The organism is Segatella copri (genome assembly GCF_024330485.1).
GTDB classification, from domain to species: domain Bacteria; phylum Bacteroidota; class Bacteroidia; order Bacteroidales; family Bacteroidaceae; genus Prevotella; species Prevotella copri_L.
This window is the reverse complement of sequence record NZ_JANDWX010000002.1, coordinates 24608-46256: the sequence shown is the minus strand read 5'-3', so window position 1 is coordinate 46256 and position 21649 is coordinate 24608. Positions and strand designations below refer to the sequence as shown.

Below are 21649 nucleotides of genomic sequence, written 5' to 3'. Positions count from 1 at the left end.
TTTTTTTGACCTTTATTTTCGCGATCCCCCGGCATTACAAGATGCCGAAGAGTCGCAATACATCGTTCAGGTTGGCAACGACAAGCAGAAGAATCAGTATGCCGAAACCAATATACTCAGCACGCTCCATAAACTTATCGCCCGGTTTGCGACCTGTGATAATCTCATAGAGAAGGAAGAACACATGTCCACCATCAAGAGCAGGGATAGGAAGAATGTTCATGAAGGCAAGAATGATACTCAGGAACGCTGTCATAAGCCAGAATGCATGCCAATCCCATACAGATGGGAAGAGACTGCCCAGCGCACCGAAACCACCCAGACTCTTGGCGCCTTCCTTAGAGAAGACATACTTCATATCGCCCACATAACCGGCCAAGACATTCCAGCCGTATTTGATGCCGGCAGGGAAACTCTCGAAGAAGCCATAGTTGACATGAGTAATCTTATAATCGAGCATGACAGGATGATTGTAGAAACCAAACTTCACACCCTCTTCGGTAGACTGCAGGAGAACACTCGACTTGACGGTATCGCCAGAAGCCTTGAGATAAGTAACCTGAGCTGTAAGTGCTCTGGCACTATCCTGCGGCGTCTCAGCCGAAGCAAGCACATCCTCTACTCTACCCAATTCTATCTGAAATTCGTTGAAAGAGACTACCTTTTTATTATTAATAGCAAGAATCTGATCACCCTTTGTCAAACCGAGTTTGCTGGCAGGTGAATCCTTCATCACACTATCAATCTGCAGCGGTACATACACATCTACGAAGCGAGGACTGCTCTTAATCATACTGAGCATATCGAGATCACCTGGCAGATTAAGCGTCATCGGTTTGCCCTGACGGATGATATTGACCTGCTTAGCCTCAGAGAGATTACGATACAGATCGCCATCAAAGGTCTTGAACTCACCCAGATCGGTGCTTACCAGAATATCCTTATCCTGGAAGCCCAATGCCTTTGCCTCGGTATTGAACTTCATACCATAACTCATATCGCGGGTAGCCACATAATTGTCGCCCCAATGGAACAGAATCATGGAATAGATGAAGAGAGCCAGCACGAAGTTAACCAGCACGCCACCTATCATGATGAGCAGGCGCTGCCATGCCGGTTTGCTGCGAAACTCGTATGGCTGTTCCGGCTGTTTCATCTGTTCGGTATCGAAACTTTCATCTATCATACCCGAAATCTTACAATATCCTCCGAGCGGCAACCATCCCAAACCATAGGTAGTATCCGAATTCTTTGGCTTGAACTCGAAGAGATGGAACCAAGGGTCGAAGAACAGATAGAACTTCTCCACTCTTACACCAAAGAGTTTGGAGAAGAAGAAGTGTCCGCCCTCATGGAGCAACACTAAGATGGAAAGCGACAGCATCAGCTGCAACGCTTTGATCAAAAATACTTCCATTTATTTACTTTGAACTTTGAACTTATTTACTTGGAACTTTGAACTTGGAACTTTGAACTTTATGATGAGCCCTATATCCTACGTTCATTTTAATTATTAACTATAAACTATTACTTGAGCATCAGCTCTGTAGCTATGCGGCGAGCCTCAGCATCGGTCTGCAGATAGACATCGAGGTCGGGATTACTGTCGAAAGTAGCCTTCGCCATCGTCTCTTCGATGATATCAGCCATCTGAAGGAAGCCACACTCTCCTTTGCGGAAGCCGGCATTCACTATCTCGTTGGCAGCATTCACAATACATGACATATTACCACCCTTTCTGATGGCATCGAAAGCCAGTTGCAGGCACTTGAATTTCTGATAATCAGGCTTGAAGAACTGCAAATCCTGCGTCTTGAAGAGGTCGAGACGATCGCCATTCAGATGCAGACGCTGAGGGAAAGAGAAGGCATACTGGATAGGCAGACGCATATCTGGCACACCCAACTGAGCCTTGACAGCACCATCAACAAACTGAACGGCACTATGCACAACGCTCTGCGGATGGATAAGCACCTCTATCTTATCAGCCGGAACCCCGAAGAGCCATTTAGCTTCTGTCACCTCGAAGCCCTTGTTCATGAGCGAAGCCGAATCGATGGTTATCTTGGCACCCATATCCCAGGTAGGATGCTTGAGGGCATCGGCAGCAGTCACCTTCTCCAACTGCTCGTGGGTATAATTACGGAAAGGACCACCCGAACAGGTCAGGAGAATCTTCTCTACCTCGTTGTCGCCCTCACCCACCAGACTCTGGAAGATGGCACTATGCTCGCTGTCAACAGGGAGGATAGGCACATGATATTCCTGTGCAAGATTGCAGATCAGCTCACCCGCAACCACCAGCGTTTCCTTGTTGGCAAGACATATCTTCTTACGCGCCTTGATGGCATGGATGGTTGGTTCCAGGCCCGAGAAGCCTACCATGGAAGCCAGCACCATATCGATAGGCTCAGCCTGTACGATATCGCAAAGCGCCTGAGCACCGGCATAAACCTTGATATCAGGCTCATCACTGAGCATATCCTTCAGCTCCTCGTAGCGAGCCTCATTGGCTATGACCACAGCAGCCGGATGGAACTTGCGAGCCTGCTCGGCAAGTTCCTGCACTCGGTTGTTGGCGGTGAGGCAATACACCTCGTAAAGGTCACTATGCTGCTCGATGACATCAAGCGCCTGTGTACCGATACTTCCCGTAGAACCGAGAATACATATCTGTTGTTTCTTCATATTTCTTCACTTTATAAGTCGAGCAATCCCTCTGGAATTGCCATTCTGATTTCTTTCTTTTCAGCACTCACCTCTTCAATGAGGTCGTTGCTGGCAGGGATGAGGATTTCATCACCTGCATCGGTTGTTACCTCGAAAAGAAGGTTGAGGGTGGAATCGTCTACATGTTCTATGGTACCTACCACCTTGCCGCTTACAGCATCTACCAGATGGAAACCAATGATTTCTGCCCAGCTCATGTTCTCTTCATCACTGTCAGAGAGATGACGTGGGAAGAAAACCTCGCAACCGGTATAGTTGCGTGCCTGCTCCTGGGTATCGATATCCTCAAACTTCACGAGCACATTCTCATCGTTCTTAAAACGATATTCCTCTAAATAGAAAGGCACGAGGATGCCATCGATGTCGAGTACCAGGTACTCGGCATCTACACGGTCGAAAACATCATCTGTAATGGCGAAAGTAATCTCGCCCTTCACGCCATGAGGTTTTCCCAACTTGCCTATCTTATATACTTCGTCGCGTCTAATCATTCAACATTCAACATTTAACATTGATTAATCACTGACACGGGTTATCTTGGCACCCAGCGCATTAAGGCGATGCTCGATATCCTCATAACCACGGTCTATCTGGGCGATATTGGCAATGCGGCTGGTACCGTTGGCACTCATGGCAGCAATCAGCAGGGCAATACCGGCACGGATATCAGGACTGGTCATTCTGCCAGCACGCAGTTTGATCTTATGGTCATGACCTACCACCACTGCACGGTGAGGGTCACAGAGAATAATCTGCGCACCCATATCAATCAGTTTATCCACGAAGAAGAGGCGGCTCTCGAACATCTTCTGATGGAAGAGGACGCTGCCACGAGCCTGGGTAGCCACTACGAGGAGCACGGAGAGAAGGTCTGGAGTGAGTCCTGGCCAAGGGGCATCGGCAAGCGTCATGATGGTGCCGTCAATAAACGAATCGATGACATAATGTTTCTGTTCTGGAATCACAAGGTCATCGTCCTCTATCTTTATCTTCACTCCCAGGCGGCGGAATGCATCAGGAATAATACCCAAATCCTTGACAGATACATTCTTGATGCGCACACCTTCGCCACACATTGCCGCCATGCCGATGAACGAACCTACCTCAATCATATCAGGCAAGATGCGATGCTCGGCACCATGCAGTTTATCAACACCCACGATGGTGAGCAGGTTGCTGGCGATGCCGCTGATCTGAGCGCCCATCGCATTGAGCAGATGGCAGAGCTGCTGGATATATGGTTCGCAAGCTGCATTATAAATGGTGGTAGTGCCCTTTGCCAATACGGATGCCATGATGATATTGGCGGTACCGGTAACCGAAGCCTCATCGAGCAACATATAGCAGCCCTTCAGCTTCTTTGCCTGTATCTGGTAAACATTACGCTCATCATCGTGAACGAAGTTGGCTCCCAGATACTTGAAGCCCAGGAAATGAGTATCCAGACGGCGACGACCTATCTTATCGCCACCCGGCTGAGCTATGGTAGCCTTGCCACATCTACCGAGCAGCGGACCTATCATGAGCACACTACCACGAAGAGAAGAACATTTCTTCACAAACTCCAGACTGTCGAGATAATCGAGTTTCAACTCATCACTTTGGAATGTATAGTCGTGACGACTGTGCTTGGTTACCTTGACACCTATCTCCTGGAGCAACTTAATCAGGTTGTTCACATCCAGGATGTCCGGCACGTTGGTGATGCGCACAGGCTCGTCGGTAAGGATTGTGGTACAGATAACCTGCAGCGCCTCGTTCTTGGCGCCCTGAGGTGTGATAGTACCTTTGAGCGGATGACCGCCCTCTATGATGAAAGACTCCATAAGCTTGTCTACTATATATAATAATGTGGATTACTTTTTCTTCTTATTATTATTTACATTCTTAGGCTGTGCCTCAATCTTCTCGAAAACGAAGGTATCGAGATCGAGCTGGATGTTGCCATCGGTAAAACGTGCCAGATCGGAAGCTACCTTGGCTACATCGCTGGAACCATGACTCCAGGTTACCAGGTCGCGATGCATCTGGTTGGCAGTAAGCTCCACGAGTTTATCGCGTTCCTCACTTGGTTCCATCGTCTTCAGCTTTTCGAAAATCTCGAAGAGCATAGCTCCATAATGGCGCACCGGGATGTGCTGCATAGGATATGGCAAAGGCTCCGGCTTGGTTGCTATCTTCACAGCATCCGATACATCATAAGGGAAATCGATGTCGAGCTGGAAATTGCTCATGATGGCAAGCTGGTCCCAAAGTTTCTGCTCATGATCCTCTACCCCTCTGTTCTCAGGGAACATACGGTCCATGACTGCAATAATGGTCTCTGCACAGCGCTGGCGCTCTTCACGGTCGGTAAGCGTCAGACAATGGTCTACCATCTGCTGAATCTCACGGCCATACTCAGGCAGAATGAGCTTAGCTCTCTGGGTATTATAGTCTAATCCTTCTATATTCATTCTTACAATATTTTATATAATCAATAATTCTAGAGCAGTTTCTTTGGCATCTTAGCCACGAAATCCTTGAGATAGAAAGGCACGAAATATGCCACATCTTCGAACTTGCCCTCTACGAAACGCTTCTCTGCCAGCGGAGCCATATTCTTAGCCAAAGGCTCAATGCCTTCTACGAGGTGAGCATTCGGATGGTTGATGGTCTCCATACACTTGGCAGCGCCATTTCCGAAGAAGTACACATGATGCTGGTCCAGATATTCCTTGTAGGTATCAGCATCCACAATATCAGCCTGAATAGGGCGAACCACCTTCAGGGCGCGGTCGAGCACTTCGGCATATACCTCCATGCGGCGGGCGTCGAGCATAGGTACGATGAGGGCGTCTTCCTCCTCAGGATGTTCGCCAAGCAATACAGGCACTGCCATCAGTTCGAGTGTTGGAACAGCGATGAGTTTCACACCGCGACCATAACAGATGCCCTTCGCCATACTCACACCTATACGCAATCCGGTATAGGAACCCGGACCACAACTTACCGCCACAGCCTCCAGCGGAAGGCCATGAGAATCGAGGAAATCAAGAGCCTCATCCACAAACACACCCAACTTAACAGCATGGTTAGGACCTGTGTGATCTTCCTGGTTGAAAATCACCTGTCCACTATCACTAATTGCCACTGAGCACACGTCCGTACTCGTCTCAATATTCAAAATACACGACATAATTAAAAAATATATTCTTAAATAAGGTGCAAATATACTCATTTTCTCGCTTTTTTTTGTACTTTTGCAGAAATTTAACGCGAAAGATTATATGATACAGTCAATGACAGGCTTCGGAAAAGCTACCGCGGCCTTTAAAACAAAGAAGATTAATGTAGAGATAAAGTCATTAAATAGCAAGACGCTTGACCTCTCTACTCGTATTGCTCCGCTCTATAGAGAGAAGGAGATGGAAATCCGTCAGTATATCTCTAAAAATCTAGAAAGAGGCAAGGTTGACTTCGCCATCTGGATTGATAAGGATGCTACTACAGATGCCACTCCTATCAACGCGGCGCTTGTACAGAATTATTACCAGCAAATCAAGAAGATTTCGGCTGAAACAGGCATTCCTGAGCCAACCGACTGGTACAGCACTCTGTTGCGTCTTCCTGATGTAACAACGAAGACGGATGTGGAAGAATTGAGCGATGAGGAGTGGGAAGTAGCAAAAAATGCAATTTGCGAGGCTGTGAACCATCTCGTAGCCTTCCGCAAGCAGGAAGGAGCCGCTCTCCAGAAGAAATTCACAGAGAAGGTGGATAACATCCAGACTCTCCTTGCCAGCATCGAGCCATACGAGAAGGCTCGCGTGGAGAAGATCAGACAGAACATCGTTAACGGCCTGCAGCAGATTCCGAATGTGGATTACGACAAGAACCGCCTGGAGCAGGAACTCATCTACTACATCGAGAAGCTCGACATCAGTGAGGAGAAGCAGCGCCTTGCCAACCACCTGAAGTATTTCCGCGAGACCATGAATGAGGAAGGTCATGGTGTAGGAAAGAAACTCGGTTTCATCGCACAGGAAATGGGACGCGAAATCAACACCACCGGCTCTAAGAGCAACCAGGCTGAGATGCAGAACATCGTGGTGAAGATGAAGGACGAACTGGAGCAGATCAAGGAGCAGGTGCTGAATGCCCTCTAAACAAGAGACAGGCACCTCCTCTCTCCCTTCAAGAGCCGCCTCAAAAGCTCCCTCAAGTGGCGTTTTTGAAAGCCTCGCCCCCGTTCCAGGCGATATCGCCTGTCCAAAAAGCCCCCTATCAAACAGCAAATAAAGAAAAGAAGAATAAAAAATGAAGAACGGATTGTTAATTTTCAGCGCCCCATCGGGCAGCGGTAAGAGCACAATAGTAAACTGGCTGATGAAAGAGCACCCGGAATTGAAGCTGGCTTTCTCTATCAGCTGCACCTCTCGTGCTCCACGCGGTACAGAACAGAATGGTGTAGAGTATTTCTTCCTCTCTCCAGAGGAATTCAAGGCTAAGATTGAGGCTGACGAGTTCCTGGAGTATGAGGAGGTTTACCAGGACAGATTCTACGGCACCCTGAAGTCACAGGTAGAAAACCAGCTTGCCAAGGGCGAGTCGGTGATTTTCGATGTTGACGTGAAGGGTGGTGTAAACATCAAGAAGTTTTATGGCGAGCGTGCCTTGAGCATCTTTGTCCAGCCACCTTCGGTAGAGGAATTGCGCCGCCGTCTGGTTGGCCGCAATACTGATGCGCCTGAGGTTATCGAGCAGCGCCTTGCCAAGGCAAGCTATGAGTTGACCTTCGCCCCTCTGTTTGACCACGTGGTCGTAAACGATGACTTGGAGAAGGCTCAGCAGGAGGTTTATCAGCTCGTCAAGACCTTCTTAGACGCAGAGTAAAAAATGAAGAAGGTAGGAATCTTTGGCGGTAGCTTCAACCCCATCCATACGGGCCATATCGCATTGGCGAAAAGCCTTTGCGAGAAGGCCTGCCTGGACGAGGTGTGGTTCATGGTTTCGCCCATGAACCCATTCAAGAAGACCGCTACCGACTTGCTCGACGACCAGCTGCGCCTGGAAATGGTAGAGAAAGCGCTGGAGCACGAGCCACAACTGAAGGCATGCGACTACGAGTTCCGCCTGCCTAAGCCATCTTATACCTGGCACACGTTGCAAGCCATCAGCAAGGATTACCCGGAAAACGAGTTCACCCTGCTGATCGGTGGCGACAACTGGGCTGCTTTCGACAAGTGGTACCACCACGATGACATCCTAGCCCACTATCCCATCGTGGTTTATCCGCGCCAGGGAGCCTGCATAGGCAATGTGCCAGAAGGCGTTACCATCGTAGAAACTCCACTGCTCAACATCAGCAGCACGGAAATCAGAAAGCGTATCAAAGAGGAGGAAAGCATCAGGGGAATGGTGCCGGAATGCATCGAGCAACTAGCTGTCAGAAACTACAGGCAGCTCTAGGCATCCCTCTCTCCGAAAACGCTTAAAATCATATTTAAACAACAAACAGCAAAAAATGAGTTGGAAAGAAATCATTAAGAAGTGTCTGAACGTGGCTTCTGCGCCGATTCGCAGAAATGCCAACTTCTTTGTGTTCATGTACCTGCTGGGCATGATCAGTTCTATCGTGACTACACCTGCCAAGGGGACTTTATACGACAACCTGTTCCTGGAACTCTTTGTCGACCTCTATGTTGTGTGTGCCGTTGTCGCCATCTTCCCCAAGAAGGTGCGCTGGGGTCTGCGTGCCGTACTATACCTTATATTATATAGTACAGCTGCCGCCGACACCTATTGCTACGTGAATTTCGGCTCTACGCTCAACCCTTCTATGCTGATGCTGGTGGGCGAGACCAACAGTTCAGAGGCTAGCAGTTTCCTCTCAGCCCTCATCTCTGCCGAGGTTCTCTTCAGTAGTGTGGGCTGGATCCTGCTTCTGGCTCTCATCCAGATTCTCATCGCCATCTTCCGCAAGCAACTCATCAAGCTATACGTTTTCATCATTACCATTCTGGAGTTGGCTTCTGTCAAGAAACGGCTGATGGCTATCCCCCGCATGACTGCAGCCATGCCTGCCAGCTTCGGAATCCTATGCCTCATCATCTTCATCATAGGATGCTGCACCTCCTGGCACAACAAGATGGCTTACCATAAACTCATGAACGGTAGAACGATAGGCGAAGTAGAGCATATCCTGACAGAAAAGGATCATGCTGTTCTCTATCTGCCTGTCTACCGACTCCAATTCAGTATCTATGCCAACCAGCTGGCTGCGCATCAGATTACCCAACTCATTCATGCTGCCCACGAAGTAAAGGTTGACAGCTGCAGCTACCGCTCGCCAAACATCGTGCTGATTATCGGCGAAAGCTTCGGCCGCCATCATTCCCAGCAGTACGGCTATTTTATGGATACCACTCCACAGCAGGTAGCCTTGGAGAAATCGCGCAAACTCACCAAGTTTACCGATGTGGTAACCTGCTGGAACCTGACCAGTTTCGTTTTCAAGAACATGCTCTCTACCCATGTGGTAGGCGAGAAAGGCGAATGGTGCGACTATCCGCTCTTCCCTGAAGTGTTCCGAAAGGCAGGCTACAACGTAACCTTCATCACCAACGAATTCCTGCCACAGGCAAAGGAGGCGGTTTACGACTTCAGCGGCGGTTTCTTCCTGAACAACCCGGAACTGAGCAAACTCCAGTTTGACCATCGCAACACCCAGCTCCACGATCTGGACGACGGACTGCTGAAGGATTATGATGACAGTCTGAAGAACTTCCAGAAGGAGCACAACCTCACCATCTTCCACCTGATGGGCCAGCATGTAAACTATAAGCTGCGCTACCGTACCAAGCAAGCCCGGTTCTGGGCAAGCAGTTATGAAGACAAGCGCCCTGAACTGACCAATGCCCAGCGCAAGATGCTGAGTCATTACGATAACGCCACCCTCTACAACGACTCTATCGTAGCCCAGATTGTAAAGCGTTTCCAGAAGCAGGATGCCATCGTCATCTACGTGCCCGACCATGGCGAGGAATGCTACGAAGAGAACCGAGGCTTCATCTGCCGTAACCATTCTGCAGAAATCGACTGGCCGCTGGCTCACTATGAGTTTGAAATTCCGTTCTGGATATACTGTTCGCCAAAATATATCAGGAACCACCGCGACATTTACCGTCAGATACGCAAGGCTAAGGACAAGCGCTTCATGACCGATGCTCTGCCTCATCTCCTGCTGTATCTGGCTGGCATTGAGACACCTACCTATAAGGAGGAATATAACATTCTGAGTCCGAAATATGACGAAATGCGACCACGTATCCTCAAAAACTCTGCCGATTACGACAAACTTCGTGATGCGCATCTGGAAAAGATAAAAAAGGAAGAAAGTAAAAAGGTAAAAAAGAAAGAAAGGAGAAACTGATTATGAATAGTGCTATTCTATCACGCCCGGCATGCAATGCCCTGAGAGGACTCGCCATCATCGGCATCTTCTTGCATAACTACTGCCATTGGCTGGGACCTATTGTCAAGGAGAACGAGTATCAATACTTCCAGCACAATGTTGACTGGCTGAACCAGGTAATGGTCAGCATGGACCTCAACCTGCCTGTGCACCTGCTCTCGTTCTTCGGTCATTATGGTGTACCCGTATTCCTCTTTCTGAGTGCTTACGGACTGGTGATGAAATACGAGGCTAAACCTCATCTCTCTACCGAACAGCAGACCAGAATGTACAACATCTCGGGCAAGAAACTTACAGGAAGCATCAACTGGCGCGAACCGCTCCACTTTATCCGCTATCACTATCTGAAACTCTTCAAGATGATGATAGTAGGTTTCGTGGCATTCACGATGCTCGACCTTATCACGCCTGGCTCTCACCACTATGCAGCGCTCGACATCGTTGCGATGCTGGGCATGTTCAATAATGTATTGCCAAATCCGGATAACATCATCTGGCCGGGTCCGTACTGGTTCTTCGGTCTGATGCTGCAACTTTACATCGTCTATCAACTGCTGCTCTATCGCCGTCATTGGGGATGGACCGTAGGATTGATGGCCATCTGCATCGGCATCCAGCTCATCCTGGGTTTTGACAATCCGGAGAGTGAAGTGATGAACCGCTACCGCTACAACTTTATGGGCGGCATGCTGCCATTCGGTTTGGGCATACTCTATGCCAGATATGGCGAAAAGATACTCATGACGTTCCATTCGCCTATCACCAACTTCTTTGGCTGCATCTTCTGTTTATCGCTTATCTACAGTCTGAGCGGCAGCATGGTTGGCTGGACCTTCGTGCCTTTCTTCTTCTGTTTGCTGAGCGTATTGGTAGCCGACCTGCTCCAGAACATCAGCTGGCTATCAGGTATTTATAAAGTATTAGAGTGGATGGGCAGCATCTCCGCCGCCCTCTTCGTATGCCACCCTATCACCCGCAAGATATTCATCCCTATCAGCCGTCAGGGCGACATCTATGCCGGTCTGCTCCTCTACATCATATCGAGCATCTGCCTGGCATGGCTCTTCACCCAACTGATGAAGAAGATTCCAAACCCGAAATATTAAAAGAAAATCATGAAGATAAAAGATATAGAACTGGCGAATATCAGCCGGTTTCGCGGCGAGTTGATGGGAGCAGCCATGCTGTTCATCATCCTCTTTCATGTGGCATTGCCTAGAGAAGATGCCTTTTTCGGGCTTCGCAGAATGGGCAATGTCGGTGTAGACATGTTCCTCTTTCTCAGCGGAATAGGTCTCTGGTTCTCGTGGATGAAGAATCCTTCTGCCAAGCATTTCTTCATCCGTCGTTATCTGCGCATCTACCCTACCTGGCTCATCATAGCCTGCCTCTTCTATATCCCTTCTTTCCAGGGCGGAAGCACTTGGAACTGGATCTATCTCTTTGGCGAGATAACCATCAACTGGGGGTTCTGGCTGCATGATGAGCTCAACTTCTGGTACATCCCAGCTACGATGATGCTCTATCTCTTTGCCCCTGCCTACATGGAACTCATCAAGCGCCATCCTATCTACCGCTGGCTGCCGGTGGTGATGATCATGTGGTGCATCCTGGTACAATATGTTACCCCGATACATCAGGCTGTAGGACACCTGGAGATTTTCTGGAGCCGCGTGCCTATCTTCTTCATCGGCATCAACATGGGTGAGATGGTCAGACAGAAACAGACGCTCGACGGCGCTTCGATATGGATGATATGGCTCATGTTCCTGATGACGCTGCTGGCGAGCATCTTCCTGGAACAGGAGAAGCACGGCATGTTTCCGCTCTTCCTCGAACGCATGCTCTATATCCCGCTTACCATTACCAGCATCCTGCTGCTGAACCGCATCTTCCGCCGCACCCCGAGCTGGTTTAACAAGGGGTTCATGTTTGTGGGAGCGCTGAGTCTGGAGTGTTATCTGCTCCATATCCACTTCGTGCTGAAATACCTAGAACCGCATCACTTGGGCTATTGGCCTACCTTCTTCATCTGCATAGGCATCACCCTGCCTGCAGCATGGATTCTGAGCAAGATAGCCGGATGGATTTCTAAAGAGTTAGCTAAGTTTATCAAGTAAAAAGGAGTTTATTTATTAAGAAAAATAGGAGTTTTATGAACGAGAATAAATTGGAAGACAGTAAAGGTTTTGCTGCGCTGCTGCGACTGGTTCGCCCAAAACAATGGATCAAGAATGGCTTTATCTTCTTACCGCTGTTCTTTGGCGGCGCCCTGTTGCATACAGATGCCCTGCTGGCGGGTCTGATTACTTTCTTCGCCTACAGTTTTGCCGCATCAAGCATCTATTGTTTCAACGATATCTATGATGTGGAGGCCGACCGCCGCCACCCGGTCAAATGTCATCGTCCGATAGCATCGGGAGCGGTCAGCATCAAACAGGCATACGGACTGATGTTCCTGATGTTTGCCCTCTCTATGGGTGTATGCAGCCTGCTCGGATCATGGGAGACGATGGGAATCATCATTTTCTATTGGCTTCTGAATCTCGGCTACTGCGCCAAATTCAAGCAATATGCCATCATCGATGTGTGTATCGTGGCTTTCGGTTTCGTACTCCGTCTGCTGGCAGGTGGTGTAGCAACGGGCATCGTACTCAGTAAGTGGATTGTGCTGATGACCTTCCTCATCACCCTCTTCATGAGTTTTGCCAAGCGCCGCGATGATGTGCTGCGCATGGAGAAGACGGGCGAGGCTCCACGCAAGAATACCATCCGCTACAACCTCACCTTCATCAACCAGGCTATTACGATTACGGCTTCCGTAACCCTGGTATGTTACATCATGTATACGGTGAGTCCGGAGGTGATTGATAAATTCCATACTGATTATCTCTATCTTACGAGTGTCTTTGTGCTGGTTGGTTTGCTGAGATACATCCAGATAGCTGTGGTAGACCAGAAGAGTGGTGACCCTACGAAGATTATCCTGCGCGACCGCATCACCCAGTTTATCGTGCTTGCCTGGTTGCTCTCCTTCCTGATTCTTATTTATATCGTATAAGAAAATGAAGAAAAAATTATATTGTTTCGATTTCGACGGAACGCTGACAACAAGCGATACCCTGCTGGAATTCATCAGATATGCCAAGGGTACCGGTCGCTTTCTGATGGTTTTCCTGATGTACAGTCCGCTCCTGGTACTAATGAAGCTGCATCTCTTTCCCAACTGGAAGGCGAAGCAACTCATCTTTGCCCATCTTTTTGCCGGCATGCGTATCGAGAAGTTTGATGCGCTCTGCCGCGATTTTGCCGAAGAATACCAGCATCTGTTGCGCCCCAAAGGTGTTACGCTGGTACACGAAGCCTTGGTTGCAGGTGCTCAGGTTTTCATCGTAAGTGCCAGCATCGACAATTGGGTCCGCCCGTTCTTTAAAGTTCGCGGTCTAGATGGAGTCTGGGTTTTAGGCACCCAGATAGAAGTGATTGACGGCAGACTTACCGGCAAGTTCAAGAGCAACAACTGCTATGGCGAGGAAAAGGTGCATCGCATCTGTGAGGCACTGACCACCTCTGCCAATGCCTACGGCACCCCCTCATTATCTTTCGACCGCGCGCAATACGAGATAGAGGCATTTGGCGACAGCCGAGGCGACAAGGAGATGCTCGCCTTCGCCAACAAAGGACATTACAAGCCCTTCAGAATTTAGAAACGAGCCTGTATCTTGCCAACTACCCATGTACGGCGAAACGCCGTATCAAGTATACGCGAGCCCGCTAGGCGTTAGGGAGATACGCCTAGCGGGCTTGCGTTTCTAATAGAACGCCTAACGGACTCGCGTATCTAATAGAATACCATCATTTTTTTAGTTTAAAATCTGTTTTATCCCTCACATCCATCACGTTTTCTATTTTTAAAACTTTAACCATTTGATAATGAGGATATTATCTCTTTTACTTAGCGTGATAGATTAACAAAAAGTTTACAATATCCATCACGCTATCCATCACGATTTTGGGTTATCTATCACGTTTTTCTGCTAATCATTATGCAGAAGTAACCGAATTCATTTACGAGTAAAGCAAAATCCTTTGCAGATGGACGAAAGCAGGCACGAGACGTGTCGGTTCGTTTCACAGGATGAAACAAAGTGTTTCTCCGCTTGAAACGAACAGTTTCGTGGTATGAAATAAAATATTTCATGCCATGAAACCGTAACCTTTGTGGTTTAACGATTTTAGTTGATCACTTTTTGTTTTATTTGTAAGACGAGTTGACTCGGTTAAAACTTATTTATAATTCACGTTGACTTTCCTGAAAATCGTGAGGGATAACCCAAAATCGTGATGGATAGCGTGATGGATTTTTCCATTTTTGAAGTATCTATCACGCCATTCAAGTATCTGTATATTAGCATGTTAAGATGTATAATAGATGTAAATCGTGATGGATGATAGATGATTACATAAAACTTATTCATATGAAGGCTGCGCAGGGTTATTGATACGGCTGCATCGGGTTACGAATATGACTGCATCGGGTTACAGATATTACTGCGTAAGCTAACTGAGACGTATCCGTAAGCTTATCGAGACGTCTGCATCAGCTAACTGAGACGTCTGAACTCGCTGACTGAACCACTTGAATTGCTTAACTGAGCCACTTGAGCTGGCTGACTGAGCCACTTGAGTATTCTTCTTCATGTACTTGCGTGCAACCATAGAAACTTTTTCTGTAACTTTTACCGGAAATCTCTTGCAGATATGAAAATAAAGTCGTTGGGCGGTAACATTGAACACGAATAATATTGAATGATTAAACAGGATTAATCAAGATGGCATCTCGATGCTTCAGCCATTAAAACAACGAGGGCTGCAAACGGCATTGCTACCATTTGCAGCCCTTACTTATGTTAGAATCCGAATCCTCAGATTACAATCCCTGACCTGGATATCTTGGATCATTAGTTCCATAACCCGGTCCCCAGTTCTCGTAATCATCCTCCTCTGGCTTTTCTCCACTCGCTGCCAAGATGCTGCAGGAATGCTCCATCTCGATTACCTGAATTGATGGTGCAAAATACTCTTTCTTCTTCATGATTCCTTTCATTGTTTCTTTCATAATTCCTTATCGTTTAATTATTTAACAATAAATTTCTTTCCATTCTTAATATAGATGCCCTTGCCAGGGGTGCCATTTACGCGCTGACCCTCTAAGGTATAGATGGCTGCTGACTTTACGGACGAACCCGTCTGCATGCCATCCGCCATATTGATGATGCGGATGCCGGTGGTAGAACTGTCGTCTGGCATGCCGATGCTGAACATCATGGCACGGGAAGGAGCCGACTGTGATGTCTGAATGTTCAGATATACACGATAAGGAGACAATTCGCCTTCGTGAACACCGAATTTACCACCTTCACGCAAACTGTAGCTTCCTGTTCCCAGAGTTGTAGCTGTATAGACACCGCCTATTGTGGCACTCGCCAAGTCATGACAGATAGGCATCATACCCGACTTGCCATCCCAGTCTCTCAGAGTCAGCGACTTGGCTGCTGGATTTGCAAAGAAGTTGGCGTTGTACTCTACATTCTGTGCCGTTGCAACCAATTTCTGAGCAGTGCCCTCTGCACCAAGCTTAACAATCATCGGTGTACCAGCCTTGATAACAGTCTGCTCATCGAGCATAAGAACGAATTTCAATACACTTGCATCATTTGTAGGCATGTGAATCATCATATCTCCTACCGGATAGCACTTCTCTGCACCAGCAACATCAGCTGCTTTGATATCGAAAGGAAGACAGAGTGTTACATAACCCGTCTGTCCCTCAGTAAGCTGACGGCTATACTGCAGGTCCTTTACCGTGAACTTAGCCTGGGTGTTGATGGCTAAAGAAGCATCATCGGTAAGGATCAGATCCTTGACATAGAACTTGCCATCTTCTGCCTTAGCCTCCAGTGTTCCATCTGCATCTGCGAAATACTTATGAAGAGTGCAGCCTTCGTTGCGGCAGCCCATGTGGTAGATGTGCTTGGCTGAGTCGAACTCAGGACTGGTTATAGTGGCAGATGCTACGTGAATTAATTCACTATCAGAAGAACTGTTGCTATATGAGGAAGCCGTTCCATCGCAGTAATTGAATGTTCCATTATATACAGTATTGCCCTCTTCTGCAACAAGCACAGGATAAGCATCTGTGCCGAGTTTCTGATACCAAGCCAGTTCACCTTCTGATTTGCTTCCGTTGAGCAGGTAAGCCACCTCGCCGCTGTTCAGCTGCTCTGCGGTGAATGCCTTGACCACGTCAGCTTCATTCTTACCGGCAGGATAAGTCAATGAGCCTTTTCCGATAGCCTTGACAGCATTACCTGTCTGCTCAATTTTATTGATGGTAAGCTTCGCGCTGCTGTTGTATGCCAAGATGCCAGAAGCGGTGCTGGAGGAATCTTGTATGCGTCCAACAAGGAGACCGGCACTCTCTGTATCAGAAGTAGCAATAACATTACCAGTGCCAAGCACATTGTTCAGATTACATATATAACCATCTCCTATCAGGTTTCCGACAAAATCAGCTCCAGTTATATCGCCATAGTTGGCACAATTCTGAATGGTTCCTGAGTTAAAATATCCAGCAATGCCGCCAACGCATTCCTCACTTCCTGTTACGACACCATAATTGGCGCATGAAATGATGGATTTGACGGATTGCCAATAGTTACCTACAATACCTCCTACAACATTTGCACCATTCACCTTTGCATGGTTTTCGCAGTTGCCGATGTCGCCACTTGCCATTCCTGCTATTCCGCCAACGTAGTTTTTTCCTTCTACCGAACAGTTAGCCAAGATCTTGATATTTTCAATACAAGAGCCTGCAACTCCTACCAAAATTCCAGTACGATAATCATCAGCAGTAGTCTTTACCTTTGCATTGTCGAAAGTGATGTTCTTGATGCTGCCCTTTTCTGCATAGCCGAAGAAACCGGCTTCGCAGGGGATACCGATAAACTCAGAGATGTCATTGATGTAGAGATTTCTGATGGTCTTCCCGTTGCCGTCAAATGTACCTTGGTACATATTTTCAATATTATCAGAGTTACCGATAGGAGTCCAACTGACTTCTTTAGTATACTTGGTGCCATCCTTCGCATGGCAGAACTCTGCCAAGTCAATATCTTTAGTCAGCGTGGCTGAAATAGTAGTATAACCACTATTCACCTGGTCGCGGAACCACGCCAGTTCGGCAGCTGTGGATATCTTATAAGGACTGTCTACTTTGCCATCACCACTGGCAGGCCGCTTCGGTGTTTGTGCCCATGCCCCCCCCATAAGGCATGAGGATAGCCATCACGAGCAGCAGCATCGTGACGGCCCAATTCGGTTTGTGTAATTGTTTCTTTTTCATACACGTTTTGTTATAAATGATTAATGTTAATATTTTGTCTTATATATCTGCTTGCCAGTTTATCGCAAAGATCAGGAGATTTCCTCTATGATGGGATAGGCTTCGCTATCATGTCCATTGGATCATCAGAGCGAAGATCATTCCTGGAAACATAAGAGGCTTGTCTGTATGATGAACAGGTATGTCGGACAGCAAACCGGCATGGCTCCAATCTAGCAATCATGCTGCAAATATACAAAAATAATTTGGAAAAAGGTGTCGCATTCCCCTGCCTAGGTGTCGCATTCCTATCATTTAGGTGTCGCATTGGTGGGGGAATGCGACAACTAAAAGGGATTTTTTCGATAAAAATGTCGCTTCTCTCTGGTGTTTTACAAAAATTAGCAATTTAGGCTTCCTGTCATCCGGAGCAGCATTTGTAGCCGGATAGTCACTCTTTTCCGTCTCTCAGAGCCTCCCGAAAGTCCATTTTGCGTAATGCCAACAATAAGAAAAAAGGGGCAGCATGTTCGTTATGCTGTCCCTATATGTAACATTTGTTAGCCTGTTTTGATTTAATCTTCCGCATTCTTTCGAAAGATAGAATTGTAAAGATTATGTATCTTTTGGGGTGTTTATATACGCCTCCAAGAATACAGCTTTTATCCAAAAGTCAAGGCAAACAATGGCTGATTTTATCCAAAAGTCAAGGCAAACAACGCCTAGCGGACTTACAAACCAGTATTACGGACTTATGACACAGCACCATTTGTTTATACGAATTTATACGAACAGGTCGTCCATTGTGATTTGTACTTGAGCCAAGGCTGCATACTGTGTAAGGCGCACGCCAAAAGTAGTAATCATCGTTGGGATAATGCCACTTTTTATCCCTGTTTCTGCCACGAAATCAGCCATACGATTACGAATGCGCATATCCTCCTCCTTAGTGATCGTGTAAGGCATCTGCGAATACTTGATTTCGCATAGATTCACGAGATTATCGGCACGTTCTATCAGTAAGTCGATTTGCGCAGCTGGCTTTGAAACCTTACTTCGCCAAGAATAATACTCGGTATGGATTTGGTCTATCCCCAAGAAATGCTTGATTTGAGGAATATGCAACATGCAAACTCGCTCAAAAGCCAAGCCATACCAAGTATTTTGACGAGGTTTTCCCATCAAGTGAGTCCAATATTCCGTGTCCGTCGTACCAGGATGGCAAAACGTCATATAAAATAATGTATAGAGGTCGGTGAGCTGAAAGATTTGATCTTTCTGCTTTATCTTCTTATCCCTGGTATTATACCCTCTTACGAAATCGCAATTTATCAATTCACTAAGAACCTTTGTCAAAGTTCCACCCGATTTCAGCTTCAATTTCTCCATGATTTCCTTTCGGGTCATACCTTGTCTGCATGAGGCAAGTGCCTCTATGACACGCATATAGACCTCAGAATTTCTAAACAAGGACGAATATAGTCTTCCATATTCTCGCTTCAGTTCAGCATGGGATGAGAAAAACAATCTGTCGACATTCCCTTCCACACCTTGCTTTTTATCCAACAAACTGAGATAATAAGGCACCCCACCAAGGATGCTATATATCTGAAGGATAGAAATGCGAGTCCATGAGAATCCATAAGCTTGCAGCATCAGTTCCGTCTCACGAAGAGTAAAAGGAGCAAGATACATCTCGTGCGTTATCCTATTATGAAGCCCACCATGACTATCTATCAGATTGGCTATCATCCACGACGTGGCACTGCCACAAACGATAAGCATGATTTCACTTTGGTAAGCTGCCCATCCGTTCCAAAAGTGCTCAAAAGCCTGTTGGAAACCAGATTTCGGCGTATCCAAGCATGGTAGTTCATCGATAAAAACAACGAGTCGTTCTCCTTTCATTTTTGCCTTTAACAACTGTTTTAATGCCTCAAAAGCCTCTGTCCAATTCGTAGGAATAGGCTGTTTGGAATCTCCATATTCCCTCAGCGCAAACCCGAAATTAGAGAGTTGCGCCTCAGCTGGTGCCTCTATAGACCCAGACATATCAAAGGCAAACTTATCACGGAAGAGATTTCTCACAAGATAAGTCTTGCCGATACGACGCCTGCCATATACAGCCACAAACTCAGCTTTGCCAGAATGATAATATTCTGTCAACAGCTCGATTTCTTTCTTTCGTCCGATAATTTGCTCCATACCTTTTTAATCTAACTTTAATGATGGTGCAAATATAAGATAATTATTCAAGAAAAACAAGGATTCTTTAGCCAAATCGATGAATTTTAACTCGATTTGGCTAAAGAATAGGTTATACTATAGCCAAATCGAGTAATTTTCCTTCGATTTGGCTATAGAATGCCTTGTAGATTGCTATTATCCCCTTGGGCAAAGAGCTTTTGAGCTTTCAGCCCGTGCCGTACAGTTCTTTAAGACTTACACAGGCAAGATTTTGAGAATCTGGGGGATTTCAACCAAAAAGATTTTGAGAATTTGGGGGATTTTAGGCAAAAAGATTTTGAGGAAAAGAATATTTTATGTATATTTGCCCCCAATTGTAACATCAACAAGTAAAGATTTTGAATATATTCATTATGAAACAAAGGAATACAGACATCGACTGGATAAGAGCCATACTCATTATTCTCATGATATTGATTCATATCGTGAGTTTCGGCAACGCATACCCCCAGCTCAAGGCAGGCATTCTCTCGTTCATGATGCCTACCTTCCTCATCATCACGGGCTATCTCGTGAATATCGAGAAAAGCCCAAAGGAGATGGGAAGATACCTGATGAGTCTCGTTTTGCCTTACGTCATCATGGTAACCGGTTTCTCTGTCCTCTCCTATTTCATGCCGGTGAGAGATGGCATCACGGAACTGTCACTCTCTCAGATTTGCGAGAAGATATTCGTTACTTCCATCGGTCCTTATTGGTTCATCCAGACCATGATTATCTGCGGCATTCTCTATTACGTCAGTTTCAAGGGAGCAACCTGGGGAGCCCTCAGACAGGGAAAAACGACGATGAGCACCACCACAAACCTCTTCATCTTCGCCACCCTACTCCTGCTCCTGTCCAAGACACCCGCTCTTTCGCCCAGTGCCGCCACCTATTATTTCATCGGAGCGGTACTCAGACAATGCCATATCGGCTTTGACAGAATTTTCCGTCCTTCACCGGTAGCCCTGCTGCTCTGGATCAACTTGCTGGGCTTAGAAGAATGGTACGACTGGGGCACGCTCGCCATCGTCTTCTCCTGCTGGTGCTGCATTTCATCCCTGATGTGGATACACAGCCTCATCAAACGCCTACAGGATAATGCCTGCGTCCGAAAGACAGAAGACACCTTATTATATATAGGCCGCAACACGCTGCCCATCTACCTCTTCCACCCTATCTTTACGATGGCAGCCAAGTTTTATCATCCCCTCTTTAGCTGGGACAGGAGCGAAATCTGTTTTGCCCTCGTTACCATCTTCATCGCTATAGCCGGAAGCATCGGCATCGCCAAGATGATGGAGAAGACCCATCTGGCTTATCTCTTCGGAAAAGGAAAGATGCTGAGATAAATAATACCAGGATATATTTGGTAATTTGGAGATTTTGAAGTACTTTTGCAACATGAATATCAAGAACAAGATAAATAATATGGATGATGCCAAGCGAGAGAAGCTGGGCGAAGTCATCAGATTCGGAATCGTAGGCGGACTGGCTACGGTACTGCAATATGTCATCTACCTGGCTATGATGCCGGCACTGACCCATTTCATCCCCAACATGGGCGACCACAGTCTGGCTACTACAGCCAACACCATCGCCTATATCGTGAGTTTCATCTTCAATTTCATCGCCAGTACCCGCTATACCTTCAAGGTAAAGGCGAATGCCAAACGCGGAGCAGGATTCACCCTCTCCCACATCGTCAACTACTCGATGCAGACCCTCTGCCTCAACCTCTTCGTAGGCTTGGGTCTAGCCAAACAGCTGGCTATGATACCCACCCTCTGCATCTGCATCCCGGTAAACTTTCTCCTGGTAAGGTTCTTCCTGAAGAAATAAGGGGA

At 47.0% G+C, this 21649-nt stretch carries 19 protein-coding genes; 10 read left to right on the top strand and 9 right to left on the bottom strand.

Annotated features, from left to right (window positions below; all coding sequences use genetic code 11):
- Window positions 1-34 precede the first annotated feature (34 nt).
- From rseP to tsaB, 6 genes are all read right to left on the bottom strand, one after another.
- Window positions 35-1417 carry an RIP metalloprotease RseP gene (gene rseP / locus NNC77_RS02870; protein WP_254969847.1) on the bottom strand — a complete coding sequence of 461 codons (1383 nt, stop codon included), beginning with the start codon at window positions 1415-1417 and terminating at the stop codon, window positions 35-37.
- 110 nt (window positions 1418-1527) lie between these two features.
- A complete protein-coding gene (locus tag NNC77_RS02865; RefSeq protein WP_118065781.1) occupies window positions 1528-2688 on the bottom strand; it encodes a 1-deoxy-D-xylulose-5-phosphate reductoisomerase in 1161 nt (386 codons plus the stop codon).
- Between the two features lie 11 nt (window positions 2689-2699).
- Window positions 2700-3221, bottom strand: coding sequence for a ribosome maturation factor RimM (gene rimM / locus NNC77_RS02860; protein ID WP_117728768.1), 522 nt, complete (start codon window positions 3219-3221; stop codon window positions 2700-2702).
- 24 nt (window positions 3222-3245) lie between these two features.
- Complete coding sequence (gene murA / locus NNC77_RS02855) at window positions 3246-4556, bottom strand: UDP-N-acetylglucosamine 1-carboxyvinyltransferase (protein WP_022121310.1); 1311 nt, start codon at window positions 4554-4556, stop codon at window positions 3246-3248.
- Between the two features lie 30 nt (window positions 4557-4586).
- Window positions 4587-5186, bottom strand: a complete 600-nt coding sequence (locus tag NNC77_RS02850; protein WP_006847970.1) for a DUF4290 domain-containing protein — start codon at window positions 5184-5186, stop codon at window positions 4587-4589.
- Window positions 5187-5215: 29 nt separating this feature from the next.
- Window positions 5216-5908: a tRNA (adenosine(37)-N6)-threonylcarbamoyltransferase complex dimerization subunit type 1 TsaB gene (tsaB, locus tag NNC77_RS02845; RefSeq protein WP_040553267.1), complete on the bottom strand. Its 693-nt coding sequence runs from the start codon at window positions 5906-5908 to the stop codon at window positions 5216-5218.
- A 91-nt stretch (window positions 5909-5999) separates the two neighbouring features.
- Here tsaB and NNC77_RS02840 point away from each other — a divergent pair, with 91 nt between their 5' ends.
- From NNC77_RS02840 to NNC77_RS02805, 8 genes are all read left to right on the top strand, one after another.
- Window positions 6000-6878 (top strand): YicC/YloC family endoribonuclease, encoded by an 879-nt coding sequence (locus NNC77_RS02840; protein WP_022120347.1) that lies wholly within the window; start codon window positions 6000-6002, stop codon window positions 6876-6878.
- Between the two features lie 151 nt (window positions 6879-7029).
- A complete protein-coding gene (gene gmk / locus NNC77_RS02835) occupies window positions 7030-7605 on the top strand; it encodes a guanylate kinase (protein ID WP_153092384.1) in 576 nt (191 codons plus the stop codon).
- 3 nt (window positions 7606-7608) lie between these two features.
- Window positions 7609-8181 carry a nicotinate (nicotinamide) nucleotide adenylyltransferase gene (nadD, locus tag NNC77_RS02830; RefSeq protein ID WP_153080210.1) on the top strand — a complete coding sequence of 191 codons (573 nt, stop codon included), beginning with the start codon at window positions 7609-7611 and terminating at the stop codon, window positions 8179-8181.
- Window positions 8182-8236: 55 nt separating this feature from the next.
- A complete protein-coding gene (locus NNC77_RS02825; protein ID WP_254969848.1) occupies window positions 8237-10144 on the top strand; it encodes a phosphoethanolamine transferase in 1908 nt (635 codons plus the stop codon).
- 2 nt (window positions 10145-10146) lie between these two features.
- On the top strand, window positions 10147-11292 hold the full coding sequence (locus NNC77_RS02820) for an acyltransferase family protein (RefSeq protein ID WP_254969849.1): 1146 nt from the start codon (window positions 10147-10149) through the stop codon (window positions 11290-11292).
- Window positions 11293-11301: 9 nt separating this feature from the next.
- Complete coding sequence (locus NNC77_RS02815) at window positions 11302-12306, top strand: acyltransferase family protein (RefSeq protein WP_119237660.1); 1005 nt, start codon at window positions 11302-11304, stop codon at window positions 12304-12306.
- 35 nt (window positions 12307-12341) lie between these two features.
- A complete protein-coding gene (locus tag NNC77_RS02810; protein ID WP_254969850.1) occupies window positions 12342-13247 on the top strand; it encodes a decaprenyl-phosphate phosphoribosyltransferase in 906 nt (301 codons plus the stop codon).
- A gap of 4 nt (window positions 13248-13251) precedes the next feature.
- Window positions 13252-13893, top strand: a complete 642-nt coding sequence (locus tag NNC77_RS02805) for an HAD family hydrolase (protein WP_254969852.1) — start codon at window positions 13252-13254, stop codon at window positions 13891-13893.
- Window positions 13894-15116: 1223 nt separating this feature from the next.
- Here NNC77_RS02805 and NNC77_RS02800 read toward each other — a convergent pair.
- The 3 genes from NNC77_RS02800 to NNC77_RS02790 form a co-directional block, all read right to left on the bottom strand.
- Complete coding sequence (locus NNC77_RS02800; protein ID WP_153092394.1) at window positions 15117-15305, bottom strand: hypothetical protein; 189 nt, start codon at window positions 15303-15305, stop codon at window positions 15117-15119.
- 17 nt (window positions 15306-15322) lie between these two features.
- Complete coding sequence (locus NNC77_RS02795) at window positions 15323-17518, bottom strand: hypothetical protein (protein ID WP_254986855.1); 2196 nt, start codon at window positions 17516-17518, stop codon at window positions 15323-15325.
- An 838-nt stretch (window positions 17519-18356) separates the two neighbouring features.
- A complete protein-coding gene (locus NNC77_RS02790; RefSeq protein WP_254969854.1) occupies window positions 18357-19778 on the bottom strand; it encodes an ATP-binding protein in 1422 nt (473 codons plus the stop codon).
- Between the two features lie 395 nt (window positions 19779-20173).
- On the opposite strand from NNC77_RS02790, the gene NNC77_RS02785 reads away from it, so the two are divergent.
- Together NNC77_RS02785 and NNC77_RS02780 are read left to right on the top strand one after the other, a co-directional pair.
- Window positions 20174-21154 carry an acyltransferase family protein gene (locus NNC77_RS02785; protein WP_254969855.1) on the top strand — a complete coding sequence of 327 codons (981 nt, stop codon included), beginning with the start codon at window positions 20174-20176 and terminating at the stop codon, window positions 21152-21154.
- Between the two features lie 52 nt (window positions 21155-21206).
- The gene (locus tag NNC77_RS02780) at window positions 21207-21644 is read left to right on the top strand and encodes a GtrA family protein (protein WP_153080216.1); all 438 of its coding nucleotides are present in this window, start codon (window positions 21207-21209) and stop codon (window positions 21642-21644) included.
- Window positions 21645-21649: the final 5 nt, after the last annotated feature.

Excerpts from the sequence above, each read along its gene's own strand:
- rseP (WP_254969847.1), bottom strand. The coding sequence starts at position 1,417 with ATGGAAGTATTTTTGATCAAAGCGTTGCAGCTGATGCTGTCGCTTTCC.
- NNC77_RS02865 (WP_118065781.1), bottom strand. The coding sequence starts at position 2,688 with ATGAAGAAACAACAGATATGTATTCTCGGTTCTACGGGAAGTATCGGT.
- rimM (WP_117728768.1), bottom strand. The coding sequence starts at position 3,221 with ATGATTAGACGCGACGAAGTATATAAGATAGGCAAGTTGGGAAAACCT.
- murA (WP_022121310.1), bottom strand. The coding sequence starts at position 4,556 with ATGGAGTCTTTCATCATAGAGGGCGGTCATCCGCTCAAAGGTACTATC.
- NNC77_RS02850 (WP_006847970.1), bottom strand. The coding sequence starts at position 5,186 with ATGAATATAGAAGGATTAGACTATAATACCCAGAGAGCTAAGCTCATT.
- tsaB (WP_040553267.1), bottom strand. The coding sequence starts at position 5,908 with ATGTCGTGTATTTTGAATATTGAGACGAGTACGGACGTGTGCTCAGTG.
- NNC77_RS02840 (WP_022120347.1), top strand. The coding sequence starts at position 6,000 with ATGATACAGTCAATGACAGGCTTCGGAAAAGCTACCGCGGCCTTTAAA.
- gmk (WP_153092384.1), top strand. The coding sequence starts at position 7,030 with ATGAAGAACGGATTGTTAATTTTCAGCGCCCCATCGGGCAGCGGTAAG.
- nadD (WP_153080210.1), top strand. The coding sequence starts at position 7,609 with ATGAAGAAGGTAGGAATCTTTGGCGGTAGCTTCAACCCCATCCATACG.
- NNC77_RS02825 (WP_254969848.1), top strand. The coding sequence starts at position 8,237 with ATGAGTTGGAAAGAAATCATTAAGAAGTGTCTGAACGTGGCTTCTGCG.
- NNC77_RS02820 (WP_254969849.1), top strand. The coding sequence starts at position 10,147 with ATGAATAGTGCTATTCTATCACGCCCGGCATGCAATGCCCTGAGAGGA.
- NNC77_RS02815 (WP_119237660.1), top strand. The coding sequence starts at position 11,302 with ATGAAGATAAAAGATATAGAACTGGCGAATATCAGCCGGTTTCGCGGC.
- NNC77_RS02810 (WP_254969850.1), top strand. The coding sequence starts at position 12,342 with ATGAACGAGAATAAATTGGAAGACAGTAAAGGTTTTGCTGCGCTGCTG.
- NNC77_RS02805 (WP_254969852.1), top strand. The coding sequence starts at position 13,252 with ATGAAGAAAAAATTATATTGTTTCGATTTCGACGGAACGCTGACAACA.
- NNC77_RS02800 (WP_153092394.1), bottom strand. The coding sequence starts at position 15,305 with ATGAAAGAAACAATGAAAGGAATCATGAAGAAGAAAGAGTATTTTGCA.
- NNC77_RS02795 (WP_254986855.1), bottom strand. The coding sequence starts at position 17,518 with ATGGGGGGGGCATGGGCACAAACACCGAAGCGGCCTGCCAGTGGTGAT.
- NNC77_RS02790 (WP_254969854.1), bottom strand. The coding sequence starts at position 19,778 with ATGGAGCAAATTATCGGACGAAAGAAAGAAATCGAGCTGTTGACAGAA.
- NNC77_RS02785 (WP_254969855.1), top strand. The coding sequence starts at position 20,174 with ATGAAACAAAGGAATACAGACATCGACTGGATAAGAGCCATACTCATT.
- NNC77_RS02780 (WP_153080216.1), top strand. The coding sequence starts at position 21,207 with ATGAATATCAAGAACAAGATAAATAATATGGATGATGCCAAGCGAGAG.